We start from the raw sequence: 22754 nt of genomic DNA on the forward strand, positions 1-22754 counted from the left end.
TGCTTAATCACCGGTGGCTTCCTCTGGATTGCTGGCGGCTTGAGTGGCTGTACTGCTGGCGCTGGCTTTAGGGATAGCAGGCAATTTGCCGTTGATATAGTAATCCAGTGCCTGCTTTGCGATTGGCGCAGCCGCTTGCGCACCAAAGCCGCCGTTTTCTACGATAACGGCGAGTGCAATGGTTGGATTTGCTGCGGGGGCAAAGACAATAAACCAAGAGTGATCGCGTAATCGCTCGCTGATATTTTTATTGTATTTGCTGCCTTTCAAGCTATAGACCTGCGCCGTACCGGTTTTACCAGCGGCAATATAATTAGCTCCGGCAAAAGAGCGTGCGCCCGTGCCTTCGCGGATTACGCCTTCCATGCCGCGAATGACGCGCTCTACGTTCTCGCTTTTCCATGTCATGGTTTTAACAGGTTGTGGCTCAACCACTTTAACAATGCCGGTAATGGGGTCGATAATTTTGTTGACGGCATGCGGACGAAACATCACGCCGCGGTTAGCTAAAGTAGCTGTTGCATGCGCCATTTGCATGGGGGTGTAGCTGTTATAGCCCTGACCAATACCAATCGATACGGTTTCACCTGAATACCATTTCTGTGTAGCCGGGGTTTTAAAGCGTTTTTTCTTCCATTCCGGGCTAGGCAAAATACCCGGGCGCTCGCCATTTAAATCAACGCCAGTTGGACGACCAAAATCGAGTGTTGCCATAAATTTGGCGATATTATCGATGCCCATTTGCACGGCCAGCTGGTAAAAATATGTATCGCTGGATACCACAATAGAGCGATCAAAACTCATCGAGCCATAGCCGCCTGCGTGTGAATCCCTGAATTTATTATTGCCATATATAAAATAGCCGGGATCGCTAATCGTCTGGCGGGTTAAGGGAAAATCGCCCTCAAGCGCGGCTAATGCCATAAAAGGTTTAAAGGTTGAGCCCGGAGGATACTCGCCACGCGTGGCACGATTAAGCAGGGGTTTATCTGGCGAGGTATTGAGCTCATTCCAGTTTAAAGGATCAATTCCATCTACAAATAAATTAGGATCAAAGCCCGGTTTGGAAACCATGGCTAATAGTCCGCCTGTTTTTGGATCGATGGCCACCAAAGAGCCACGGCGCTTATCGAATAAATCTTCTACTACTTTTTGTAATTTAATGTCGATAGAGAGCGTGAGATCGCTGCCCGGCACAGGAGGCGTGCGGCGTAAAGTGCGCACGGCCCGCCCGCCGGAATCAATTTCTACTTCTTCAAAGCCTGTTTTGCCATGCAATTGCTGCTCATAGCTTTGCTCAATGCCAATTTTGCCTAAATGATCAGTGCCACGGTAATTGGCAACGACTCCTTCTTCATTAAGCTGTTCTAAATCTTTGGTATTGATGCGGCCGATATAGCCGATTAAATGGCTGGCAATTTCACCTAGTGGATAATGCCTGAATAAGCGCGCTTTGATTTCTACGCCGGGAAAGCGGTAGCTATTGGCGGCAAAGCGGGCGACTTCTTCATCGCTTAAGCGAGTGCGGATCGGTAGCGTTTCAAAATCACGTGTTTCATCACGCAGCTTTTTAAAGCGGCGTTTATCTTTGGCAGTGATTTCAACAATGCTGGAGAGTTGCTCGATTGTTTCTTCCAGATTGGCTTGTTTGGAGGGCGTGATTTCCAGCGTATAGGCAGAGAAATTATGCGCCAGAACCACGCCGTTTCTATCCCGGATAATGCCGCGTGATGGCGGAATAGGCACGAGTGAGATGCGGTTTTGTTCGGCCAGCGTCATGTATTTATCGTGCTGAACGGCTTGCAGCCAAAAAAAACGCCCAAATAGCAAGGCAAATAAGGATAAAACAAAGAGGGCAGCCGCGATAATTCGCAGCTGGAAAGCATAACGCTCTCGGTGCTGATTTTTAAGTTCGCCGCGGCTCATAGTTCGTCAGTCGTCGGTCTGCGTTGATGGGAAAGCAGAATATTGGAAAGAGGTGGCCAGATAAAGGCCGCCACAAAACTACCGGCAAAGTAAGCCCAACCCGGAAAAGGAGCGCCCATCGCGGTGCGTAGCAGCAGCATTAAAGCTTGCCCGGCCAGCATTAACCCAAGCGCAACAAAAGCTTGTTGCCAAAAAGGAAAGACAGCTAGCTGGCGCTGGCGGGCAAGAGTGAGATAGGCGATGACGGTGTAGGCCAGTGCATGCTGCCCCAAGATATTGCCATCCGCTACATCCATCAAAAGGCCTAGGAAAAACGCTAAGCCTACACCTACGCGGCGAGGTTGATTGAGTGTCCAGTAGATAATAAATAGCGCAACAAAATCAGGTGCAAAACCCACTAAACCCGCTTGCCATGGCAAAAGATTAACGCTTAAAGAAAGAATAAAAGTAGACAGAATAAAGCTGCTGCTGACCGGGCGAAGTAACTGGCGTGAAATGGGCATTAGCGACCTTTCTTTTGCTTGGTGACCGCATCTGAGGCATGGGCAGGATAAGGTGTAAGGGCACGATTGGCTTCTAGAATTAGCAAGAAGCGGTGTTGCTCAATTCCGGCCAGCGGGGTGCAGTAAATCCGCGCAAAGGCATTGTTGCGCTCAACTTTATTGACTTTAGCAACAGGTAGCCCAGCAGGATACAAACCATCAATTCCTGAAGTAATCAGCGTGTCACCTTCTTTAATATCTGAATTAGATGACATATTGCGAATTTCTAAGGGCAAATCTCGTCCCATACCATAGATGACGGTGCGTAGTTGATTGCGCTCAATTTGTACTGGCACCATATGGTTGCGATCAGAAATCAGCCGCACTTCACTGGTCATGGGTTGCACACGCACAACCTGGCCGACCACGCCGCTGGCATCGACCACAATTTGCCCCGCTCGAATATTGGCCCTTTCGCCCCGGTCTACAATCAGCCGGGCCGTAAACGGATCGCGGCCGTTATAGAGGATTTCTGTAAGCTGGCTGGGCTGGCTGGCTTGTACGGTGTTGAGCTGCCTGAGTCGTGCATTTTCAGCTTCTAATGCTTTCAATTTCATGGCGTTGACGCTGGCCAGTAATTGGGCATCATGTAGCTTACGATTCTCACTGAGTAATTCAGCTTGCCTTGATAAAAAAGTACTGGTGTCTTTAAGTAGCTCAAAGGGCGCGGTAACCAGCCACTGTAAGGGATAAAGCAACACTGAAAGCTGCTGGCGGACAGGACCAAGCATTTGAAAGTTGGCATCCCCGACTATTAGGCAAATAGACAGGACAGAAAACAGGAAAAACCGCGTCAGCGGTTTAGGTCCCTGCTTAAAAAAGGCGGGCTGAGAGGCTTGCATGAAAGACGGCCGATGATTCTCAAAAGCTAAGTAAAACGCAAACCACCATCTTGCTCAGGATGGTTTGCGTATGTTTTATCGCAAATCGTTATTTCGACTTGCCGCCTCAAGATGTGATTAATCGTAAGTAAAGATACTGCCTGCTTTGTCTAGCTTCTCTAGCGCTTTGCCCGAGCCACGTACAACGCAAGTCAGCGGATCTTCAGCTACAAATACCGGCAAGCCTGTTTCTTCCATTAACAGACGATCCAGATCACGCAGCAATGCGCCGCCGCCGGTCAGTACCATGCCTTTTTCGGCAATATCGGCACCCAGCTCTGGCGGAGTTTGCTCCAGTGCTTGTTTTACTGCGGATACGATTTGGTTGAGTGGTTCAGTCAGCGCTTCCAGAATTTCATTGGAAGAAATCGTGAACGAGCGTGGAATGCCTTCGGCTAGGTTGCGACCTTTGACTTCCATCTCACGCACTTCTGCGCCGGGGAAGGCGCTGCCGATGCGTTTTTTGATTTCTTCAGCGGTGGCTTCACCAATTAGCATGCCGTAATTGCGGCGAATATAATTGATGATCGATTCATCGAACTTATCGCCGCCTACGCGCACGCTTGATGCGTAAACAATACCACCCAGCGAGATCACGCCAACTTCGGTGGTGCCGCCGCCGATATCCACCACCATCGAGCCAGTTGCTTCTTCAACGGGCATACCTGCACCAATCGCTGCGGCCATTGGCTCTTCGATCAATTCAACTTTACGTGCGCCTGCGCCCAGAGCGGATTCACGGATTGCACGGCGCTCAACCTGGGTAGAGCCGCATGGCACGCAAATCACGATACGGGGAGGGGAGGAGAACATGCGGCTTGGGTTCACTTTTTTAATGAACTGCTTCAGCATTTGTTCTGTGATGGTGAAATCGGCAATTACGCCGTCTTTCATTGGGCGAATGGCGTTAATGCTACCAGGTGTTCGGCCCAGCATTTTCTTGGCTTCTGCACCTACTGCTAAAATAGTTTTCTTGCCTGATGGGCCGCCTTCTTGCTGGATGGCCACTACGGAAGGTTCATCAAGCACAATGCCTTTGCCTTGCATATAAATCAGCGTGTTGGCAGTACCAAGGTCAATGGCGATGTCGTTGGCAAAGTAGCCGGAAAGAAGTCCAAACATTCGGGTCTCACACTTTTAATAGAGGTGTTGAAGGCCGCCGGTAAAATACCCACGGGCTATTAAGTTTTGCTCATTTTCAAGCAAGATTAGAATGATTTGTTCGTCAATCAGGCGAGCGATCATGGATCATTCACCGCGGAAAGAAGCCCAAATATTCGGGTCTCGCACAATATTATAAATGCATCTTGCAGGCCGCCGGCATCTTCACCCACGGCACGATATAGGGTTTTGCCACCTGACTTTGCCTTGCGCTACATCAGTAAGGGCAGGGCCTGTTGGGCGGTGGTGCAAGCGAAAAAGTTCCGCGGCACATTTGAACCTCGATGCCTCCACCCTAGCATGACGACGGGTGGTAGTAATCAAACCCTGTATGATACCCTATCGAGTTGACGTTAATAAATGTTTACGGGGTAAATCCGACATGTCCCTGTCTATTGAAGATGTAGCGCGCATCGCCCGCTTGTCCCGCATCGCGGTGACCGGTGATGAATTAGCGGCTACCCAAGGCCAGTTAAACCAAATTCTTACTTTGATTGAAGAAATGCGCGCCGTCGATACCACAGGTATCGAGCCGATGGCGCATGCGCAAGATGTGATGCTGCGTCTGCGGGATGATGTGGCGCGTGAGCCTAATCGTCGCGAGGCATGGCAGGCGGTGGCGCCAGCGGTTGAAGCTGGTTTATATCTTGTTCCGCAAGTGATTGAGTGAGGGGCAGGGATCATCCCCGCTAAAAAATAATGATAGAAAAATCAGTAAAACAACTGTCAGCCATGCTGTCAGCCAAAGAAATTTCTGCGGTTGAAATGGCCAGCGAATATTTAGCGCGTGCTAAAGCCATGAGCGACTTGAATGCCTTTATTACTTTGGACGAGGATAAAACCCTTGCCGAAGCAAAAGCTGCTGATGCGCTGTTGGCAAGTGGGCAAGCTGGCGTGTTGACGGGTGTACCGATTGCGCAAAAAGATATTTTTTGTCAGCAGGGCTGGAAGACCACCTGTGGCTCCAAAATGCTGGATAACTTTGTTGCACCCTATGATGCCAATGTAATCGAGCTATGCCGCAAGGCGGGTTTGGTGAGCTTGGGCCGCACTAATATGGACGAGTTTGCGATGGGCTCATCCAATGAAAACAGCTTTTATGGCGCAGTAAAAAATCCTTGGGATAAATCCGCGGTGCCTGGTGGCTCATCAGGTGGCTCGGCTGCTGCGGTGGCTGCACGTTTGGCCCCGATTGCTACGGCAACGGACACCGGCGGATCGATTCGTCAGCCTGCGGCATTTTGCGGTGTAACCGGCATTAAGCCTACTTACGGTATTGTTAGCCGCTTTGGCATGATCGCTTTCGCCAGCTCGCTCGATCAAGGTGGCCCGATTGGTAAAAGCGCCGAAGATTGCGCGCTGCTCCTGAATGTGATGGCGGGCTTCGACGAGCGTGATTCCACATCGCTTGAGTATGCCAAAGAAGATTACAGCCGCGATTTAGCCGCGCCTCTGGCGGGTTTAAAAATTGGCCTGCCCAAGGAGTATTTTGCGGAAGGGCTGGCGAGCGATGTGGCTGCTGCCGTAGATGCAGCCATCAGCGAATACAAAAAGCTAGGCGCCACCATTGTGGAAGTCAGCTTACCCAATACCAAGCTGTCGATTCCTGCCTATTACGTCATTGCCCCGGCGGAGGCTTCGAGTAATCTAAGCCGATTTGATGGCGTGCGTTTTGGTCATCGTGCTGCGGAATATTCGGGCTTGGCTGAAATGTATGAAAAAAGCCGTGCGGAAGGCTTCGGCGCAGAAGTAAAACGCCGCATCCTGACCGGTACTTATGTACTGAGCCATGGTTATTACGATGCTTACTATCTGCAAGCGCAAAAAATCCGCCGCATTATCGCCAACGATTTTCAAGCTGCGTTTGAGCATTGTGATCTGATTGCCGGGCCGGTTGCGCCAACGGCCGCGTGGAATCTGGGCGAGAAAAATGCCGACCCAACTGCGATGTATTTAGAAGATATCTACACGCTGGCGGTGAATTTGGCAGGCTTGCCAGGCATGAGCTTGCCAGCAGGCTTTGCTGCAAATGGCCGCCCGGTTGGCTTGCAACTGATTGGCAACTATTTCAGTGAAGCCAAAATGCTGAATGCGGCGCATCAATTGCAGCAAGTCACAGACTGGCACACGCGTGCGCCCAGCCTTTAACCCGTCACAGGAATCACCAAAATGAAATGGGAAGTAGTGATCGGGCTGGAAGTGCATACCCAGCTCTCGACTCAGTCGAAAATTTTTTCCAGCGCCAGCACCGCTTACGGCGCTGAGCCAAATACACAGACTTCGGTTGTCGATGTAGCGATGCCGGGTGCCTTGCCGGTCATGAACCGTGGCGCGGTAGAGCGTGCGATTCAGCTGGGCTTGGCGATTGGCGGCAAGATTAATCGTAAGTCGATTTTTGCGCGTAAAAACTATTTTTACCCTGATTTGCCTAAGGGCTATCAGATCAGCCAGTTTGAACTGCCGGTGGTTGAGGGTGGTGCGATTGAGATTCAGGTTGGCGACGTCACGAAAGTCATTAATGTAACGCGTGCTCACTTGGAAGAAGACGCAGGTAAATCAGTGCACGAAGATTGCCACGGTATGACGGGAATTGACCTGAACCGTGCCGGTACTCCGCTGCTAGAAATCGTTTCCGAGCCAGAAATGCGCTCCGCTGCCGAGGCCGTTGCTTACGCAAAAGCCTTACATAGCTTGGTGACATGGATCGGTATTTGCGACGGTAATATGCAGGAAGGCAGTTTCCGTTGTGACGTGAATGTGTCGGTGCGCCCAGAAGGCCAGCAAGAATTAGGCACACGCCGCGAAATTAAAAACTTGAACAGCTTTAAGTTTATGGAACAGGCGATCAAGTTTGAAACGCAGTGGCAGATCGATCAGATCGAAGATGGGCATAAGATTCAGCAAGCCACCATCTTGTTTGATCCAGATAGCGGCGAAACCCGCATGATGCGCAGCAAGGAAGACGCGCACGATTATCGCTATTTCCCAGACCCAGATTTGCCGCCACTTTGCATCTCGGAAGACTGGATAGAGCGCGTTAAGAGTGAAATGAGCGAGCTGCCACAGCTGATGCGCGAGCGCTTTAGCACACAATACGGCTTGTCTGCTTATGACGCCAGCACCTTGACTAGCTCTAAAGATATGGCTGTGTACTTTGAAGCCATGGTTGCCGCAGGCGCGGACGCTAAGCTCGCCGCCAACTGGATCATGGGCGATGTATCGGCCACGCTCAATCGTGAAGAAAAATCGATCAGTGATAGCCCGGTTTCTGCTGCCGCTTTGGCTAGTTTGGTGAAGCGTGTGATGGATAACACCATCAACAATAAAACCGCTAAAGACGTGCTGAAAAAGATGTGGGAATCAGGCGACACAGCGGACGTGATTATCGAGCGCGATGGTCTGAAGCAAACCACCGACACCGGTGCAATCGAAGCGATTATCGACGAAGTGCTGGCAGCGAATGCTAAGGCGGTTGAAGAGTATAAGAGCGGCAAACTGGCTGCGATTAACTCCTTAATGGGCCAGTGTATGAAAGCCAGCAAGGGCAAAGCCAACCCAGGAATGGTGACTGAGATTCTGACTAAGAAACTAAGCTGATGATTGCTTAGTTGTTAAAAATAGCGAGTCTACGGGCTCGCTATTTTTTTGCAAAAATGTAGGGCGGCTGAAACCCTTGAGCAATGCTGAATAAATACGCGGGTTTCACCCCATGTGTGTTAAGCAATTTGTTTTTTAGTAGTAAACAACGAACCAGCATATATAACCACACTCTCTGTATAGGGCTTAAATCTCCCCTTGAAACACGCCGGTGCGAGGAACAAGCGGGGCGGGGTTTCGGCAAGGGAGCGAGGCAGCGCGCCAATCCCGCCCGCCGCCGACTCGATTGGACCGCAGAAGGGGCTTTCGTGTTATTGGTGTTGTGGTTTGGCTTCGTTTCTTGGCCACACAAGAAAGGAAGGTCCCGCGGGACGCCCGCACCTAAATCAACGTGCCGAAGGCACTAAAAAGATCTTTTTGTATTTTGGTTAGCGCACATGGAGTTTCACCCTCCCTATGAATGATGCGATGCTTGTAAAGCATTAGCGATCACCAAAGCGTTGCATGCCGCCTTTGTTCTAACTTGCGGTTTCTCTGTGTTCTGCTTTTTAAACTCCGTGTTCTCTGTGTCTACAGATTTAAGGTTTTTTCTCAACTTTTTTCACAAAAATCCGCTTTAAGGCTGTTGCTTAAAAATTAGGCAGGCGTTAGAATGCGCGGCCTTTTACTGCGCCAGCAGCATATGCATATCGGCCCCTATCCCCTTGTAAATAATCTGATTGTCGCCCCCATGGCGGGTGTGACCGATCGTCCTTTTCGCATGCTTTGCAAGCGATTTGGCGCGGGACATGCGGTGAGCGAGATGATTACGGCTGACAGCAGCATGCGCTCGCACCAGAAGACCTTACACCGCGCTAATTTTGAAGGCGAACTTGCGCCGGTTTCCGCGCAAATTGCCGGTTCTGATCCAGAATTACTCGCTGCCGCGGCGCGGCATAATGTGGCGCACGGCGCGCAAATCATTGATATTAATATGGGCTGCCCGGTTAAAAAGGTTTGCAATAAGCTGGCGGGTTCAGCCCTGTTGCAAAATGAAGACTTAGTTGCAAAGATTCTGCATGCCGTGGTGCGCGCCGTAGATGTGCCAGTTACACTGAAAACCCGCCTCGGCTTTGCCAATGGCGAAGAAAACATTATGCGTGTGGCCAAAATAGCTGAAGAAGCAGGGATAGCCGCGCTGGCTATTCATGGCCGAACGCGTGAAGATATGTACTTGGGCAACGCGCGCTATGCTTTGATTGCTCAAGTAAAACAATCGATTCAGATTCCTGTGATCGCCAATGGCGATATTGATAGCCCGCAAAAAGCGGCGCTGGTGCTTAAAGAAACTGGTGCAGATGCAATTATGATTGGGCGGGCAGCGCAGGGCAGGCCGTGGATTTTCCGCGAAATTGCCCATTATCTGGCTAGCGGTGAGCTTTTGCCCGCGCCCGAAGTGGTAGAGGTTCGCGATGTATTGCTCGGCCATCTGGATGATCTTTATGCCTTTTATGGCGAATACTCTGGCTGCCGTATTGCGCGTAAACATATTGCTTGGTACACCAAAGGCTTACGCGGCAGTAATGAATTTCGCCAGTCTATGTATGCTCAGGAATCGACTTCGGGGCAGGCCAACGCCACCCGTAATTACTTTGATGGCTTGCTTACCCTTGGTGAGCGCTTGCAGTTTGATGATTTAGCCGTAGATACAGAATCACAAAAAAATGAATCGGGAGATTTATGAGTACTCAAACCGATCTGATCGCCGAGGCGATTTACGCTTCTCTCGATCAGTATTTCCAGGACCTGGACGGCGAACCGCCGTGTGCAATGTACGATATGGTCTTGGCTCGTGTTGAAAAGCCACTGTTAGAATTAGTATTAGAACGCGTAGAGGGCAATCAGACCCGAGCGGCCGATATGCTGGGTATTAACCGCAATACCTTGCGTAAGAAATTACAGATTTACGATTTACTGTAAGTTTTCACAAGAAACGTGTTGTATCTTTATATACAGGGAAGCTGAAATCATGACCAAAATTACCCGCGCGCTTATCAGCGTATCCGATAAAACCGGTGTGCTCGATTTTGCCAAGGCATTGGCAGCGCAAGGCGTTGAAATTTTGTCCACAGGTGGGACTGCCAAATTATTTAGCGACAACGGCGTGCCTGTGATCGAAGTGGCTGATTACACCGGCTTTCCTGAAATGCTCGATGGGCGTGTAAAAACGCTGCATCCAAAAATCCATGGCGGTATTTTAGGCCGTCGCGATTTACCTGCACACGTGGCGACGATGGCAGAACACCAAATCGGCAATATCGATTTAGTCTGCGTGAATCTCTACCCATTTGAAGCGACCATTGCTAAGCCTGATTGCAGCTACGAAGATGCGATTGAAAATATCGACATTGGCGGCCCAGCCATGGTGCGCTCAGCCGCAAAAAACCATGCGCATGTGGCGATTGTGACTGATGCCAGCGATTACGCTGATCTGATCAAAGAAATGCAAGCCAACGACGGTTCTTTATTATTGGCTACCCGTAAAGTGCTGGCAAAAAAAGCCTTTAGCCATACCGCTGCTTACGATGGTGCGATTTCTAACTACCTGACTGCGCTTACTAGCGACGGCGAGAAAAAATCTTATCCTGATCGCCTAAATATGCAATTCGTTAAAGTGCAAGATATGCGCTACGGCGAAAACCCGCATCAAAGCGCAGCTTTCTATCGTGATATCGATCCGGCTATGGGTAGTCTTGCGGCTTACAAGCAATTACAAGGCAAAGAGTTAAGCTACAACAATGTGGCCGATTCTGATGCAGCTTGGGAATGCGTGAAGCAGTTTGCAGAGCCGGCTTGTGTGATTGTGAAGCACGCTAATCCCTGCGGCGTGGGCTTAGGGAGCGATAGTTACTCAGCCTATCGTCTTGCTTTTGCAACCGATACCACTAGTGCATTTGGCGGCATTATCGCGTTTAACCAAACGGTGGATGCCGATACGGCAGAAGCGGTTTCCAAGCAATTTATGGAAGTATTGATTGCGCCTGCGTATACCTCAGAAGCCTTGGCTTTGCTGGCTAAAAAGCAAAATGTTCGCGTACTGGAAGTGCCGGTAGAGCAGGGCGCTAATCGCTTTGATGTGAAACGCGTAGGCGGCGGCTTGCTGGTGCAAACACCGGATTCGCACATTCTGACCTTAAATGACTTGAAAGTAGTCACCAAGCTGCAGCCAACAGAAGCTCAGCTTAAAGATCTGCTCTTTGCCTGGAATGTGGCCAAGTTTGTTAAATCAAACGCCATTGTATTCTGCGGTAAAGGCCAAACACTGGGTGTGGGCGCTGGCCAGATGAGCCGTGTGGATTCAACCAAAATTGCGGCGATTAAAGCAAAAAGCGCGGGTCTTGATTTACGTGGCTCGGTGGCCGCGTCTGATGCTTTCTTCCCCTTCCGTGATGGCGTAGATGTAATTGCAGAGAACGGTGTTGCCGCAATTATTCAGCCGGGTGGCTCGGTGCGTGACGATGAAGTGATTGCTGCTGCGGATGAGCATGGCATTGCAATGGTCGTGACAGGGATTCGTCATTTCCGTCATTAATTTGGCGGATAGAATATCTAACCGCGGGGAAAAAATTCTCCGCTCATTGTGTTTATGGTATTGAGCTGTGTGTTTACTTGAGTTGCCGACGATGCGTCGGTGCTTGTGAAATATTTTGGTTGAGAAGATGAAAAAACTGTTTGCCACTCTTTGCTTGCTGATCGCCTTACCTGCATCTGCAATAGATTGCTCCAATATGTGGGATTGGGCGGCGGCTGCTTGTCAGCGTGTGGATAAAATAAATAGGGAAGGTAAGAATGATCTGCTGGTTTCCGGTTATTCCTGGCATGACCGTTCAACTTATACTGCTGACAAGCTTGAAGACTTTCAGGAGTTTGCTTACGGTGGCGGCTTGGGTAAGCGTATTACGGATGAAAACAATAATCAGGAATTTATCTACGGGATGATTTTTGCTGATTCGCATAATCAGCCACAACTACAGGTTGGCTATATGCGTCTTTGGTATTGGCCGATTGTTGGGGAGTTATCAGCGGGCTTGGGAGTGTCTTTACAGCTTATTTCACGTCAAGATGTGGTCGGTGGAATACCATTTCCTGCGCCTTTGCCTATTGCATCGGTTCGCTACGGCAAGGCCTCTTTGATTGGCACCTTTATCCCAAGGCTGAATGGCCAGTTGAATAATGGCAATGTGGCTTATGTTTTTGGCCGCTACGAATTCGATTAACAGGAAATAAATTAATGAATATTTTGGTAATTGGTTCGGGTGGTCGTGAGCATGCGCTGGCTTGGAAAATTGCGCAGTCGCAGCGCGTTGGCAAAGTATTTGTCGCTCCGGGCAATGCAGGCACGGCATTAGAAAAAGACTTGATCAACGTTGATATCACGGCCATTGACGAGCTGATCGAATTTGCTAAAGCAGAAAATATTGCCATTACCGTTGTGGGGCCAGAAGCACCCTTGTCGCAAGGTGTGGTTGATGCTTTTCGCGCTGCAGATTTAAAAATATTTGGCCCAACCCGCGCCGCCGCACAGCTGGAATGGTCTAAAGATTTTGCCAAAGCCTTTATGCAGCGCCATGGCATTCCCACAGCGGCTTACCAGACCTTTGCCAGTGCGGATGAAGCGCACGCTTATATCAAGGCGCAGGGCGCACCGATTGTCATCAAGGCCGATGGCCTAGCGGCTGGCAAGGGCGTGGTCGTAGCAATGACGCTGGATGAAGCACACGCTGCGGTTGATTCCATGCTGTCGGATAATAAATTTGGCGATGCGGGCGCTCGGGTGGTGATCGAAGAGTGTCTGGTCGGTGAAGAAGCCAGTTTTATTGTGATGGTCGATGGCAAGAATGTGCTTGCGATGGCTTCTAGCCAAGATCATAAACGCCTTCTGGATGGCGATGAAGGCCCAAATACCGGTGGCATGGGCGCGTATAGCCCAGCGCCTGTGGTGACGCCTGATGTACATGCCAAAGTGATGCGCGAAGTGATTTTGCCTACCGTGCAAGGTATGGCTAAAGATGGCTCTGTGTTTACCGGCTTTTTGTACGCTGGCCTGATGATCGATACTTTGGGCAATCCTAAAGTCATCGAATATAACTGCCGTTTTGGTGACCCTGAAACCCAGCCGATTATGTTGCGTTTAAAAAGCGATTTTGTCACCCTGCTCGAGCACGGTGTGAATGGCACGCTGGATCAGATCGAAGCCGAATGGGATAGACGCGTGGCAATGGGCGTGGTGATGGCTGCGGCTAATTACCCGGAAACCCCGCGTAAAGGCGATTTAATTTCAGGCCTACCAACGGTGGCCTTAGAAGACGGCCATGTTTTCCATGCGGGTACTACGCTTAACGAACAAGGTGAAGCCATCACCGCCGGTGGTCGTGTCCTTTGCGTTACGGCTTTTGGCGATAGCTTTAAAATGGCGCAAAAACGCGCTTATCAAATCTTGGCAGGCGTTTCATTTGCAGGCGCGCAATACCGTAGTGATATCGGCTGGCGAGCGATTGGCCGTAAGTAATATTTAACGCCAAAGAGAAAAGCCATGCACTGCATGGCTTTTTTTATGCCCTTTAATTGGCGAATTTCAACGAGGCTCTGAAGGTCTATACCACTAGTGGCGAGAAATGACAGACTTCAGGATTTGAAGACGCTTAAAAGAACAGAATAAATGGCTTTTCTTAAAGAATACTTTCTTCCGTGAAACTCCGTGGTTCAAGGTTTGGGTTTTGCTGAGTAACATAGGGGCGTGTAATTATTTGCCTCAGCTTTGGAGCTGATACAGGTCAAGCTTGGGTGGCTTTGGAATTGACGCTGCTCTCTATGCGGCAGATGATAAGTGTAAGAAAAACCATTCTCATTGCCGCCATCATGACTCTCTACGATTTACCTTCTCTTACCCCCGCCAAAATTATTTCTAGCCAGCTGAGCGCCGAGCTAACTCAGCGTCTGGCGGCTTTAGGCCTGCATGCTGATCGCGAGATCGAGGTAATTCGACGGGGATGCTTAGGCGGGCCTTTGCAACTTAAGTGTGGCAGCACCGAGTTTATGTTGCGCCTCGATGCCGCAAGGCGGATTGTGGTGGCGCTTTTGCCAGAGGCGAATTCTCTGCTTGCTGAGCATGGGGTGCTCGCATGAAACGCGTTGCCCTCGTAGGGATGCCCAATACCGGTAAATCGACCTTATTTAATCGTATTACGGGGGGCACAGCGCGTACAGCCAATTGGCCGGGGCTAACGGTGGAATTAGCTTCTAGCCGTATTTTGCTCGGTGGCTCTATGGTGCAGATGGTCGATCTGCCGGGGATTTATGATTTAAGTGGTGGGGCCGAGGATGAGCGCCTTGCTCAGGAGTTTCTCAATAAAACTGAGTTAGATGCCATTCTTTTGGTGCTCAATGCAACGCAGCTTGATCGGCAACTGGTATTGGCTTTACAGCTCAAAGCGCTAGGCGCGCCGCTGATTATTGCGCTCAATATGAGCGATGAGGCCAAGCAAGCAGGGGTGCAAATTAATGTGCAAGGGCTGGCCGAGCAATTAGCTTGCCCCGTATTAAAAATAAGTGCCAAACATGGCCTAGGAATCAGCGAGCTTAAAGACGCTTTGAATCGCTTGATCAGCCATCAGCCGCCTCGGCAAATTGATTTGGCCGCAGCGCCACGTTCTGAAACCCTGCATGATGAAGAGGCGCGCCTCTATGCGCGTTTTATCGAACGGCCTGCCGTATTAGCGCCAGGCCCAAGCGCTATGTTAGATCGCTGGATTCTTCACCCGTGGCTGGGCCTGCCGATCTTTGTTTTGATGATGTTTTGTCTATTTCAGCTGACCTACGCCTTGGGCGTGCCACTGCAAGATGCGGTAGGCGATGGTTTGGAATGGTTTAAACAGGCAGCACTTGTGCCTGCTGCAGCCACATGGCCGCCATTTTTAGCGGGGCTTTTGGTGAATGGTGTGTACGATGGGCTCAGCACGGTACTGACGTTTATTCCGATTATTTTTTTGTTCTTTTGCCTGATGGCGATTATCGAAGACTCGGGTTATTTCTCGCGTGCGGCTTTTATGATGGACGGCCTGATGGCGCGGCTTGGCATGGATGGGCGCGGCTTTGTGATGCTGATGATGGGCTTTGGCTGCAATGTGCCTGCGCTGATGGCAACAAGGGTGATAAGGGATAGAAAGGCACGTTTACTGACGATGCTGGCCATTCCATTTTCGCTTTGCTCGGCGCGTTTACAGATTTTTCTGTTTTTAACCGGCGCGCTGTTTAGCCCGCTGCAAGCGCCTTGGGTGCTGTTATCACTCTATTTTGCGAGTATTTTTATCTCTATGGGCACGGCACTCCTGCTGCGTGGCCGCTTTAAATCGACTGAGCCGTTTACGCTAGAGCTGCCGCCTTATCGCTTTCCTGTGCTGCGGCAAATATTTTTACGCGGCTGGGGCGAGGCGGCAGGCTTTGTACGCTTGGCGACGACCATGATTGTGATCGGCGTGGTCTTGGTTTGGCTGCTGAGTAATTATCCAAATCCACAACACAGTTATTCCACCATGATTGCTGAGTTCTTTCAGCCAGTGTTATCACCGATCGGTATTCAGGCTGAGCTATCGATTGCCTTAATGTTTGGCTTTGTGGCCAAAGAAGTGGTGCTTGGCGCGCTGGCGGTGATTGCCGGGCAAGATGGCCCTGCCTTGGCGCATCATTTATCTATCGTGCTTGATCCGGTATCGGCTTATAGCTTTATGCTATTTTCATTGACCTATGTGCCCTGCGTTTCTACTATTGCGGCCATGCGCAAGGAATCGAATAGCGTAGCGCTAACGACTTTCTCTGTGGTCTATTCTTTATTACTTGCTTGGGTGCTGTCGTTTATCTTTTACCAAGGGGCGAGAATATTGGGGTTTTAAAAATTCAGTAAGGGATTTGAATGAGCGATTTATTGTTTCCAGAAATTCAACCTCACCGCAGTGGCCGCTTGGCCGTGGATGATGTGCACACCCTTTATTGGGAAGAATGCGGTAATCCAGATGGCGTGCCGGTGCTGTTTTTGCATGGTGGCCCTGGTGGCGGTACTTCACCCATGCATCGCCGCTTTTTTGACCCAGCCTATTACCGCATTGTGCTATTTGATCAACGCGGTGCAGGGCAATCGACGCCCTTGGGCGAGTATCGCAATAACACCACCACTCATTTAATCGCCGATATCGAAGTCTTGCGTCAGATGTTGGATGTAGAGCAGTGGTTGGTGTTTGGCGGCTCTTGGGGTTCCACTCTTTCGCTGGCCTATGGTGAGGCGCATCCTGAAGCGTGTTTAGGCTTTATCTTGCGTGGGATTTTTCTCTGTACCAAGGCCGAGGTGGATTGGTTTGTGAATGGCATCGGCCATTTTTACCCAGAAGTCCACGCCGAATTCGCCGCGCAAATTCCAGCGTCTGAGCGAGACAACTTGCTCGAAGCCTATAGTCAGCGCCTCTTTAATGATGATCCAGCAGTCTATCTGCCCGCCGCCCGCAGTTGGAGCCGTTACGAAGGAAGTTGTCTATTTTTAGAACCGCAAAGCAGCACGATTGCTCAGTTTGAAACCGATGCCGTTTGCACTAGCTTAGGCCGCTTAGAGGCGCATTATATGTACCATGCTGGGTTTATGGCAGAAGACCAATTGGTGCAACAGGTGGGCAAAATTCGCCATCTGCCAGCGGTGATTATTCAAGGTCGTTACGACGTGATTTGCCCACCAAAATCGGCTTATCGCCTGCATCAAGCTTGGCCTGAATCCACCTTGCATATCATTCCTGATGCCGGTCATGCAGCAATGGAGCCGGGGACTGCTACGGCTTTAATGAAAGCGACTGAGGAATTTAAATTGCAGGGGAAGTTTTCTTAAGTCGCTTATGGCGGGGGACAACCCAATCCTATCAACTTAAGGTCAAAGTCTGGTTTTGCGTAGGGTGTGCAAATCGTTTTTCTTGCGCACCGCTTTCGGTGCGCAACGACTGCGTCGTTGTACACCCTACAAACCTCACCACAATAATTCTCCTCTGTTTTTCTCCGTGAAACTCCGCGTTCTCCGTGCCCTCCGTGTTTCAAGATTTGGGTTTGTGCTTACCCAACAACAAAACTACTTCTCTTCTTGATCCTCAGGCTTTTTAGCCCTTGGGTGCGTGCGGTCGTATTCTTGTGCTAGGTGCTGGTAATCGAGGTGGGTATAGACTTGGGTGGTGGCGATGCTGGCGTGGCCGAGGAGTTCTTGCACGGCGCGTAGATCGCGGGAGCTTTGCAGTAAATGGCTGGCGCAGCTGTGGCGCAGTTTGTGTGGATAGAGCGGCTCGGCGATGTTGAGTTTGGTTTCCCAATATTTGATGCGTAATTGCACCGCGCGGGTGCTGAGCGAGCCGCCGTTTTTGCCGATAAAAACGGTGTTGTCTTTTGGGGCTAGCTTGGGGCGCTCTAACAGCCAGCGGCGGATTGCTTCACAGGCCACGCTACCCACAGGGAGTTGCCGTGTTTTTCCGCCCTTACCGGTGACTACCGCCATGCCGTGATTGAGGTCTAAATCCAGCAGGGTAATCGAAACCAATTCCGCTACGCGCAGGCCTGAGGAATAGGCTAACTCGAAGATCGCCTTATCGCGGCAGGCTAGGATTTCGTCGTCGGGCATGTTTTCTAAAAAGCCGCTGGCGTCATCAATGGTCATCGCGGCCGGTAGCTTTTTACTGGATTTTGGGGGCTTTACCCCGTCGGCCGGGTTTATGGGCCAGTGAAAATCACGGCACATCAGCCGGTAAAACGTACGCCAAGTGGAAAGCGTGCGGGCGATGCTTCTGGCCGATAGGCTTTGGCCGGTTAGTTTTCGTACATAGCCGCGAATTTCTTTGGGCGTGAGCGCCGATAAATCATGGCCAACCGCGCATTCCATTAGGGTGGCCATATCGCGGGCGTAGGCTGCACGGGTGTGTTCCCCAGCGCCTTTTTCGCCTTCCAAATATTGCACAAAGTGGGCGAGCATGGCGTGTTTTGCGTTGATTTGTTCGGTGCTATCACCTTTATCCGCAGGCTTGCTGCTGGGGGCAGCATCTTCCCTGTGAGTTAGGGGAAGACGCTCCGTCGCAACTTGCATCACACTTCTTCGGTGAGCAGCATAGGCTCGTCATCGGGCGCAAATTGGGGAACGGCGCGGCGAATCGATGCGGATACTAAATCAGATAAGCGCTGTAAATACAGCGTGCCCATATCAGGGTAGAAGCGCTCAATATCTTCACTGGCCATGACGAGTACACCAAATGGCTCGCCGCCGGTGCGCAGAGCAAATTGGGCGAAGGATTTTAGCGTGCTCGATTCAACATCAAACCAAGACAGCACTTCATCGGTGACATAGGGGCCGCAGTAAGGCGAGACTAAGTTTTGCGCTAACTTTTGCACCGCGTCTCCTACGGGAGCAAATTCGCGTAGATTACAATCGCTATTCAGCCACAGTCGTAAGGCAATATGCGGCACACCAAAGCGATGCTGCAAATGGTATTCCAAGGTGCCGATCATGCTGGCCAAATCATCGGCCTGCATCAGGCTGACACTCAGTTGGTGCAGCTTCTCTGAGATATGGTCATTTTCGGTCCCAAATTCTAGTAAATCTCCTAAGCGCAGCTCCAGCGAGCGGTTTTTTTCGCGCAGGGTAAGCAGTTGCCGCTCGGCCAGAGAAATAGCCTGGCCGCGGTGCGTGTGCGGCACATAGATTTCAGCCAGCTCATCGGCGTATTGGTCAAAAAATTCTGGGTTGTTCCGAAGCCAAGCGACGATTTCATTAGGCTGCATATTCTTCTCCTTGGAGATTGATAGTGCCGTCAAACACGGTGACGGCCGGGCCGGTCATCCATACTGCTTGCGAATTCCCTTCCCAAGCAATGGTCAGCTCGCCACCATGAGTGATGACGCGAACGCGAGGGTTGAGTAAGCCACGACGTATCCCCGCTACAACCGCAGCACAAGCGCCTGTGCCGCAAGCCAGCGTTTCGCCCGCAGCGCGTTCAAACACGCGGAGTTTGATTTCATCACGGCTGATGATTTGCATAAAGCCAACATTTACCTTGGATGGGAATTGCGGGTGGTTTTCAATCTTTGGACCGATGCTGGCAACAGGGGCAGCTTCAACGTCAGCAACAACTTGCACCGCGTGTGGGTTGCCCATCGAGACCACGCTAATCTCAAAGCTTACGCCGTCAACATCGAGTGAATGGATGACCCGATCGCCTTCTTCAATAGCGTCCGCAAGAAAGGGGATTTCCTTTGGGGTAAATTGCGGCACGCCCATGTTGACGCTGACATGGCCATTATCTTCTAGCCTTGGGTAAATCACCCCTCTTGCTGTTTCAACGGCGATTTCTTTTTTAAGGCTTAGCTTTTTATCGTGCACAAAGCGTGCAAAGCAGCGTGCGCCATTGCCGCATTGCTCCACTTCGCCGCCGTCATTATTAAAAATGCGGTAGCTAAAATCGATATCGGCACGTGGCGAGTTTTCCACTAATAAAAGCTGGTCAAAACCAATGCCAAAATGCCGATCACCTAGCTGGCGTATGGTGTCGGTGCTCAGCTTGACCTGCTGATTAACCCCATCAATCACCATAAAATCATTACCTAGGCCTTGCATCTTTGTGAATTGAAGTTTCATATACTTGGTGCGTCGCTGAAGAATTTAACTAAAGGTAAACTTAGCGGCCATTTAAGGCAATGCGTGAATAAGAAAAAAATTACATGCTAAGCTTTGCCTGGCGAATTTAAGGGGATGCCTGTATGGGTTTTAGTTTGTATATGATCGGCTAATTGTGCAATACACTAATTTTTTGTGTCAGAGCATGACTTGATTTATATAGATGCTTCCCGCATGTTTTTTACAAAGCTGACATTTTTATTCATTTATGTGTTTTCTAAAGTCTTTTTAAAAGGATTATAAAAATGCTAAAACCAACTTTATTATTTGCAATCTTGCTAGCCAGTTGTTTATTTACAGCCCCCGCACAGGCTCGCAATGAAGGGAGTGAAATACTGCAAAGTGGTTTGATGTCTGTGGTGCTTTCGCCGGTATTGTCGCTAGAAGGTAAGCCTGTTGAAGCCTCGGCGGCATTGGGTTTGGGAGTGGGCTTTACGGTGGTAGGCGTGGGTAAGGTAGCGGCAGAGGCGAGCATGCTGACGATTGAGCGGGTGAGTGATGGCAGTCGTTATATGGTGAAAGTCAGCGAAGCCATGCTTAAAGAATTAGGCATTGCCGTGGGCACATCGATTAAAACGACCGTTGAAAGCACTGGCTATGCTTTGATTGCCTCGGGCAAATTAGTGGCGTTTATTCCCAATGAAATAGGGATGTCTTTGCTGCACCAATCCAAAATTTCTGCCCAATAAGGGGATGTTTGCATGCGCTCGAATCAATGGCTGCTTGGGCTGATCGCCAGTCTGCTAATGAGCCATGTCTGGGCTGGGCGTGCGTGCCAGGATGCGCCGCCTAATGCTGAGGCATTTCGTCAGGCGATGGCCGCAGGCTACGCCAGCATGCAGCAGCTGGATGAAATCAAGCCTAAAGTGGCGCTGATTGCGCGGGTAGGCCAAGATTTATCGGCTTACAATTTACGGTTTTCTCATCTAGGCTTTGTTTGGCGCGACCCTGGCGCTCAGGGCCAATGGCGGGTGATGCATTTATTAAATCAGTGCGGCACGGTGCAATCGGATTTATGGCGTGAAGGCTTGGCTAATTTTTTTATGGATGATCCTTTTGCCTATGATTCCTTGATTATTGTTCCATCTATTGCTGTGCAAGATAAGCTGCAATCCTGGTTAAGCGAGCAAAGCAAAATGGAGCAATTGCATGGCAACAAATACAATATGCTGGCCTATCCGTTTTCCACGCGGTATCAAAATTCAAATCAATGGGTGCTAGAAGGTTTGGCGTCGGCAATGAGCCGTGATCTGGATATCCGCAGCCGTGCTCAAGCTCAGCAATGGTTGAAATTGATGAATTACCAGCCTAGCGAACTAAAAATAAATACCTTTAAACGTTTGGGTGGGCGGGTGTTTCGCGCCAATATCGCTTTTGACGATCATCCAACGGATCGGCGGATGGCGGGGAAAATTGATACGGTAACCGTTGATTCAATCGTGAATTTTGTGCAGCAAGCTCTTCCGGAAAGTCGTAGCTATTTAGTCGTAGCGAAAAAATTACCGGAATTGCGCTAGGATCTGTTGACGTTTCATTCGCGGCAATTGTGAATGAAATGTCAACAGACCCTAGAGAGATTGAGTTGGATAAAGACAAATATAAAAGCAGATGAATTCATAGGGTGTGCAAGTGCTTTTCTTGCGCACCGCCTGCGTAACGACTTCGTCGTTTCACCCCCTATGAAAAACGAAAAGCCGCAGAGCTGGAGCTGCGGCTTTTTATTTAATAAAATTTTTACGCACTTTAAAAGCAAATAAATCGTGCTGATCGGGGTGGCTTTCCATTTCGATCAGTCCTTGCGCCGCCAAGCAGCGTAAGCGCCACATGGCTAATACGTCACTGCGAAAAAAGTCTTTGCTAGCCTGTATCCAAAGCCCTGCAATCTGGCGGCAAGGCAAGTAGTTGTCGGTGATTAAAGCCAGCATTTCGGCGTCGAGCACGGTTTCGCCCAGATGTTGAAACGTCTGCCCATTCCAGCCACGAAACATACTGGTTTGCTGGCACAGCGTTTGCCATTCTTGCGCTAATTTTTGTAATTGGGCGAGAGGAACGAGTTCGCTATTGGCCGATTCGATTTGCTCGGGGCGAAGCAGGCTGAGTGGTACTTGACCTGCAATATAGCTGACGACTCCTGAGGTGTCAGGAATAATCAGCTTAAAATTTTGCCCCGTTTGATTTCGCCACCATGCTAAGCGGCGCAGCAAAAGCGCCTCGCCACAAGATGTGCCTATCCATAAAGTAAGGTCTTGTGGCAGAGCTGCGAGCTGAGCGTTGCCTGCGGGGAGCACATCGCTAAAGTCAAAGCTGGATAGTGGGAATACTTCATTCCAAAACTGAATTCTGGCTGCGGGGTAAACATGATCGATATCACCCAGCGGGCCAAGTGCTAAGTCATCCCTGTGGATGCGGATATCGGCATAGGGGCCAAGCAACTCCCGCAGAATATCTGCGGCAAAATCCCCTAAGACCAGATGGCAGCTCACAGGCAGAGCCGCAAATAATCAATCTTGATACATCGATCCATCACCACAAACAGCCCGGCGGCTTGGGCGCGTTCTGCCGCTGCCTCATTAATAATGCCCTGCTGAATCCATATTGCCGGGATCTGCAAGGCGATGGCTTCATCCACAATCGCGTCGACTTGATCTGCGGCTCGGAACACATTCACCAAATCTACCTTGTCCGGCACATCACTCAGGCTGGCATAAGCCGGCTCGCCCAGTACGCTTTCGGTAAAAGGGCGCACCGGCACAATTTGCATACCCACCTGTTGCATCACTTTGGCCACAGCAAAGCTTGGTCGATCGGGCTTGGGCGAAAGGCCCACTACGGCGATGCGGTGGATGCTGAGTAGAAACTGGCGGATGGCTTTGTCACTAGGATTTTGGAAAATAGCTTTTCTCCAGAGGGTGATTGATTAGTGAT

Annotated in this window: 22 protein-coding genes; 13 read left to right on the top strand and 9 right to left on the bottom strand. The window is 50.2% G+C overall.

Annotated elements, in window-relative coordinates; all coding sequences use genetic code 11:
* Window positions 1–3: 3 nt before the first annotated feature.
* The 4 genes from mrdA to ACFQNF_RS02245 all read right to left on the bottom strand — a co-directional run bounded on the left by mrdA (window position 4) and on the right by ACFQNF_RS02245 (window position 4471).
* Window positions 4–1926: a penicillin-binding protein 2 gene (gene mrdA / locus ACFQNF_RS02230; RefSeq protein WP_380185802.1), complete on the bottom strand. Its 1923-nt coding sequence runs from the start codon at window positions 1924–1926 to the stop codon at window positions 4–6.
* Window positions 1923–2429, bottom strand: coding sequence for a rod shape-determining protein MreD (gene mreD, locus ACFQNF_RS02235; RefSeq protein ID WP_380185803.1), 507 nt, complete (start codon window positions 2427–2429; stop codon window positions 1923–1925). Before mreD ends, mrdA begins: the two co-directional genes overlap by 4 nt.
* Window positions 2429–3310 (bottom strand): rod shape-determining protein MreC, encoded by an 882-nt coding sequence (mreC, locus tag ACFQNF_RS02240; RefSeq protein WP_380185804.1) that lies wholly within the window; start codon window positions 3308–3310, stop codon window positions 2429–2431. The genes mreD and mreC overlap by 1 nt, the downstream gene beginning before the upstream one ends.
* A 117-nt stretch (window positions 3311–3427) precedes the next feature.
* Complete coding sequence (locus ACFQNF_RS02245; protein ID WP_380185805.1) at window positions 3428–4471, bottom strand: rod shape-determining protein; 1044 nt, start codon at window positions 4469–4471, stop codon at window positions 3428–3430.
* Between the two features lie 421 nt (window positions 4472–4892).
* On the opposite strand from ACFQNF_RS02245, the gene gatC reads away from it, so the two are divergent.
* From gatC to pip, 11 genes are all read left to right on the top strand, one after another.
* Complete coding sequence (gene gatC / locus ACFQNF_RS02250) at window positions 4893–5180, top strand: Asp-tRNA(Asn)/Glu-tRNA(Gln) amidotransferase subunit GatC (RefSeq protein WP_046351520.1); 288 nt, start codon at window positions 4893–4895, stop codon at window positions 5178–5180.
* A 29-nt stretch (window positions 5181–5209) separates the two neighbouring features.
* Window positions 5210–6658, top strand: a complete 1449-nt coding sequence (gene gatA, locus ACFQNF_RS02255) for an Asp-tRNA(Asn)/Glu-tRNA(Gln) amidotransferase subunit GatA (RefSeq protein WP_380185806.1) — start codon at window positions 5210–5212, stop codon at window positions 6656–6658.
* Between the two features lie 21 nt (window positions 6659–6679).
* Window positions 6680–8107, top strand: a complete 1428-nt coding sequence (gene gatB / locus ACFQNF_RS02260; RefSeq protein WP_380185808.1) for an Asp-tRNA(Asn)/Glu-tRNA(Gln) amidotransferase subunit GatB — start codon at window positions 6680–6682, stop codon at window positions 8105–8107.
* 682 nt (window positions 8108–8789) lie between these two features.
* Window positions 8790–9830, top strand: a complete 1041-nt coding sequence (gene dusB, locus ACFQNF_RS02265) for a tRNA dihydrouridine synthase DusB (RefSeq protein WP_380185915.1) — start codon at window positions 8790–8792, stop codon at window positions 9828–9830.
* A complete protein-coding gene (locus ACFQNF_RS02270) occupies window positions 9827–10066 on the top strand; it encodes a helix-turn-helix domain-containing protein (RefSeq protein ID WP_046351523.1) in 240 nt (79 codons plus the stop codon). The genes dusB and ACFQNF_RS02270 overlap by 4 nt, the downstream gene beginning before the upstream one ends.
* Before the next feature lie 49 nt (window positions 10067–10115).
* Window positions 10116–11678 carry a bifunctional phosphoribosylaminoimidazolecarboxamide formyltransferase/IMP cyclohydrolase gene (gene purH / locus ACFQNF_RS02275; RefSeq protein ID WP_380185810.1) on the top strand — a complete coding sequence of 521 codons (1563 nt, stop codon included), beginning with the start codon at window positions 10116–10118 and terminating at the stop codon, window positions 11676–11678.
* A gap of 127 nt (window positions 11679–11805) precedes the next feature.
* Window positions 11806–12363 (top strand): hypothetical protein, encoded by a 558-nt coding sequence (locus tag ACFQNF_RS02280; RefSeq protein ID WP_380185812.1) that lies wholly within the window; start codon window positions 11806–11808, stop codon window positions 12361–12363.
* A gap of 14 nt (window positions 12364–12377) precedes the next feature.
* Window positions 12378–13655: a phosphoribosylamine--glycine ligase gene (purD, locus tag ACFQNF_RS02285; RefSeq protein WP_380185813.1), complete on the top strand. Its 1278-nt coding sequence runs from the start codon at window positions 12378–12380 to the stop codon at window positions 13653–13655.
* Window positions 13656–13957: 302 nt separating this feature from the next.
* Window positions 13958–14272 carry a FeoA family protein gene (locus ACFQNF_RS02290; protein ID WP_380185814.1) on the top strand — a complete coding sequence of 105 codons (315 nt, stop codon included), beginning with the start codon at window positions 13958–13960 and terminating at the stop codon, window positions 14270–14272.
* Window positions 14269–16035, top strand: coding sequence for a ferrous iron transport protein B (feoB, locus tag ACFQNF_RS02295; protein WP_380185816.1), 1767 nt, complete (start codon window positions 14269–14271; stop codon window positions 16033–16035). Before ACFQNF_RS02290 ends, feoB begins: the two co-directional genes overlap by 4 nt.
* A gap of 20 nt (window positions 16036–16055) precedes the next feature.
* On the top strand, window positions 16056–17012 hold the full coding sequence (pip, locus tag ACFQNF_RS02300; RefSeq protein ID WP_380185818.1) for a prolyl aminopeptidase: 957 nt from the start codon (window positions 16056–16058) through the stop codon (window positions 17010–17012).
* 234 nt (window positions 17013–17246) lie between these two features.
* Here pip and ACFQNF_RS02305 read toward each other — a convergent pair whose 3' ends face one another.
* Genes ACFQNF_RS02305 through dapF form a run of 3 tightly spaced genes read right to left on the bottom strand, consistent with a single transcriptional unit; the run spans window position 17247 to window position 19790 of the window.
* On the bottom strand, window positions 17247–18245 hold the full coding sequence (locus ACFQNF_RS02305) for a tyrosine recombinase XerC (RefSeq protein ID WP_380185819.1): 999 nt from the start codon (window positions 18243–18245) through the stop codon (window positions 17247–17249).
* The gene (locus ACFQNF_RS02310; protein ID WP_380185821.1) at window positions 18245–18937 is read right to left on the bottom strand and encodes a DUF484 family protein; all 693 of its coding nucleotides are present in this window, start codon (window positions 18935–18937) and stop codon (window positions 18245–18247) included. The genes ACFQNF_RS02305 and ACFQNF_RS02310 overlap by 1 nt, the downstream gene beginning before the upstream one ends.
* Window positions 18927–19790 carry a diaminopimelate epimerase gene (gene dapF / locus ACFQNF_RS02315; protein ID WP_380185822.1) on the bottom strand — a complete coding sequence of 288 codons (864 nt, stop codon included), beginning with the start codon at window positions 19788–19790 and terminating at the stop codon, window positions 18927–18929. The genes ACFQNF_RS02310 and dapF overlap by 11 nt, the downstream gene beginning before the upstream one ends.
* 284 nt (window positions 19791–20074) lie before the next feature.
* Here dapF and ACFQNF_RS02320 point away from each other — a divergent pair, with 284 nt between their 5' ends.
* Window positions 20075–20518 (top strand): hypothetical protein, encoded by a 444-nt coding sequence (locus ACFQNF_RS02320; protein ID WP_380185824.1) that lies wholly within the window; start codon window positions 20075–20077, stop codon window positions 20516–20518.
* A gap of 12 nt (window positions 20519–20530) precedes the next feature.
* Window positions 20531–21346 (top strand): DUF2145 domain-containing protein, encoded by an 816-nt coding sequence (locus ACFQNF_RS02325; RefSeq protein WP_380185826.1) that lies wholly within the window; start codon window positions 20531–20533, stop codon window positions 21344–21346.
* 201 nt (window positions 21347–21547) lie between these two features.
* Here the strand turns inward: ACFQNF_RS02325 and ACFQNF_RS02330 are convergent, their stop codons facing one another.
* Together ACFQNF_RS02330 and ACFQNF_RS02335 are read right to left on the bottom strand one after the other, a co-directional pair.
* Window positions 21548–22312 carry a DUF3658 domain-containing protein gene (locus ACFQNF_RS02330; protein WP_380185828.1) on the bottom strand — a complete coding sequence of 255 codons (765 nt, stop codon included), beginning with the start codon at window positions 22310–22312 and terminating at the stop codon, window positions 21548–21550.
* Entirely contained in the window at window positions 22309–22743 is a 435-nt protein-coding gene (locus tag ACFQNF_RS02335; protein WP_380185916.1) for a CoA-binding protein, read from the bottom strand. The genes ACFQNF_RS02330 and ACFQNF_RS02335 overlap by 4 nt, the downstream gene beginning before the upstream one ends.
* Window positions 22744–22754 lie beyond the last annotated feature (11 nt).

The organism is Iodobacter arcticus, from assembly GCF_042664895.1.
GTDB classification, from domain to species: Bacteria; Pseudomonadota; Gammaproteobacteria; order Burkholderiales; family Chitinibacteraceae; genus Iodobacter; species Iodobacter arcticus.

Excerpts from the sequence above, each read along its gene's own strand:
- mrdA (WP_380185802.1), bottom strand. The coding sequence starts at position 1,926 with ATGAGCCGCGGCGAACTTAAAAATCAGCACCGAGAGCGTTATGCTTTC.
- mreD (WP_380185803.1), bottom strand. The coding sequence starts at position 2,429 with ATGCCCATTTCACGCCAGTTACTTCGCCCGGTCAGCAGCAGCTTTATT.
- mreC (WP_380185804.1), bottom strand. The coding sequence starts at position 3,310 with ATGCAAGCCTCTCAGCCCGCCTTTTTTAAGCAGGGACCTAAACCGCTG.
- ACFQNF_RS02245 (WP_380185805.1), bottom strand. The coding sequence starts at position 4,471 with ATGTTTGGACTTCTTTCCGGCTACTTTGCCAACGACATCGCCATTGAC.
- gatC (WP_046351520.1), top strand. The coding sequence starts at position 4,893 with ATGTCCCTGTCTATTGAAGATGTAGCGCGCATCGCCCGCTTGTCCCGC.
- gatA (WP_380185806.1), top strand. The coding sequence starts at position 5,210 with ATGATAGAAAAATCAGTAAAACAACTGTCAGCCATGCTGTCAGCCAAA.
- gatB (WP_380185808.1), top strand. The coding sequence starts at position 6,680 with ATGAAATGGGAAGTAGTGATCGGGCTGGAAGTGCATACCCAGCTCTCG.
- dusB (WP_380185915.1), top strand. The coding sequence starts at position 8,790 with ATGCATATCGGCCCCTATCCCCTTGTAAATAATCTGATTGTCGCCCCC.
- ACFQNF_RS02270 (WP_046351523.1), top strand. The coding sequence starts at position 9,827 with ATGAGTACTCAAACCGATCTGATCGCCGAGGCGATTTACGCTTCTCTC.
- purH (WP_380185810.1), top strand. The coding sequence starts at position 10,116 with ATGACCAAAATTACCCGCGCGCTTATCAGCGTATCCGATAAAACCGGT.
- ACFQNF_RS02280 (WP_380185812.1), top strand. The coding sequence starts at position 11,806 with ATGAAAAAACTGTTTGCCACTCTTTGCTTGCTGATCGCCTTACCTGCA.
- purD (WP_380185813.1), top strand. The coding sequence starts at position 12,378 with ATGAATATTTTGGTAATTGGTTCGGGTGGTCGTGAGCATGCGCTGGCT.
- ACFQNF_RS02290 (WP_380185814.1), top strand. The coding sequence starts at position 13,958 with ATGCGGCAGATGATAAGTGTAAGAAAAACCATTCTCATTGCCGCCATC.
- feoB (WP_380185816.1), top strand. The coding sequence starts at position 14,269 with ATGAAACGCGTTGCCCTCGTAGGGATGCCCAATACCGGTAAATCGACC.
- pip (WP_380185818.1), top strand. The coding sequence starts at position 16,056 with ATGAGCGATTTATTGTTTCCAGAAATTCAACCTCACCGCAGTGGCCGC.
- ACFQNF_RS02305 (WP_380185819.1), bottom strand. The coding sequence starts at position 18,245 with ATGCAAGTTGCGACGGAGCGTCTTCCCCTAACTCACAGGGAAGATGCT.
- ACFQNF_RS02310 (WP_380185821.1), bottom strand. The coding sequence starts at position 18,937 with ATGCAGCCTAATGAAATCGTCGCTTGGCTTCGGAACAACCCAGAATTT.
- dapF (WP_380185822.1), bottom strand. The coding sequence starts at position 19,790 with ATGAAACTTCAATTCACAAAGATGCAAGGCCTAGGTAATGATTTTATG.
- ACFQNF_RS02320 (WP_380185824.1), top strand. The coding sequence starts at position 20,075 with ATGCTAAAACCAACTTTATTATTTGCAATCTTGCTAGCCAGTTGTTTA.
- ACFQNF_RS02325 (WP_380185826.1), top strand. The coding sequence starts at position 20,531 with ATGCGCTCGAATCAATGGCTGCTTGGGCTGATCGCCAGTCTGCTAATG.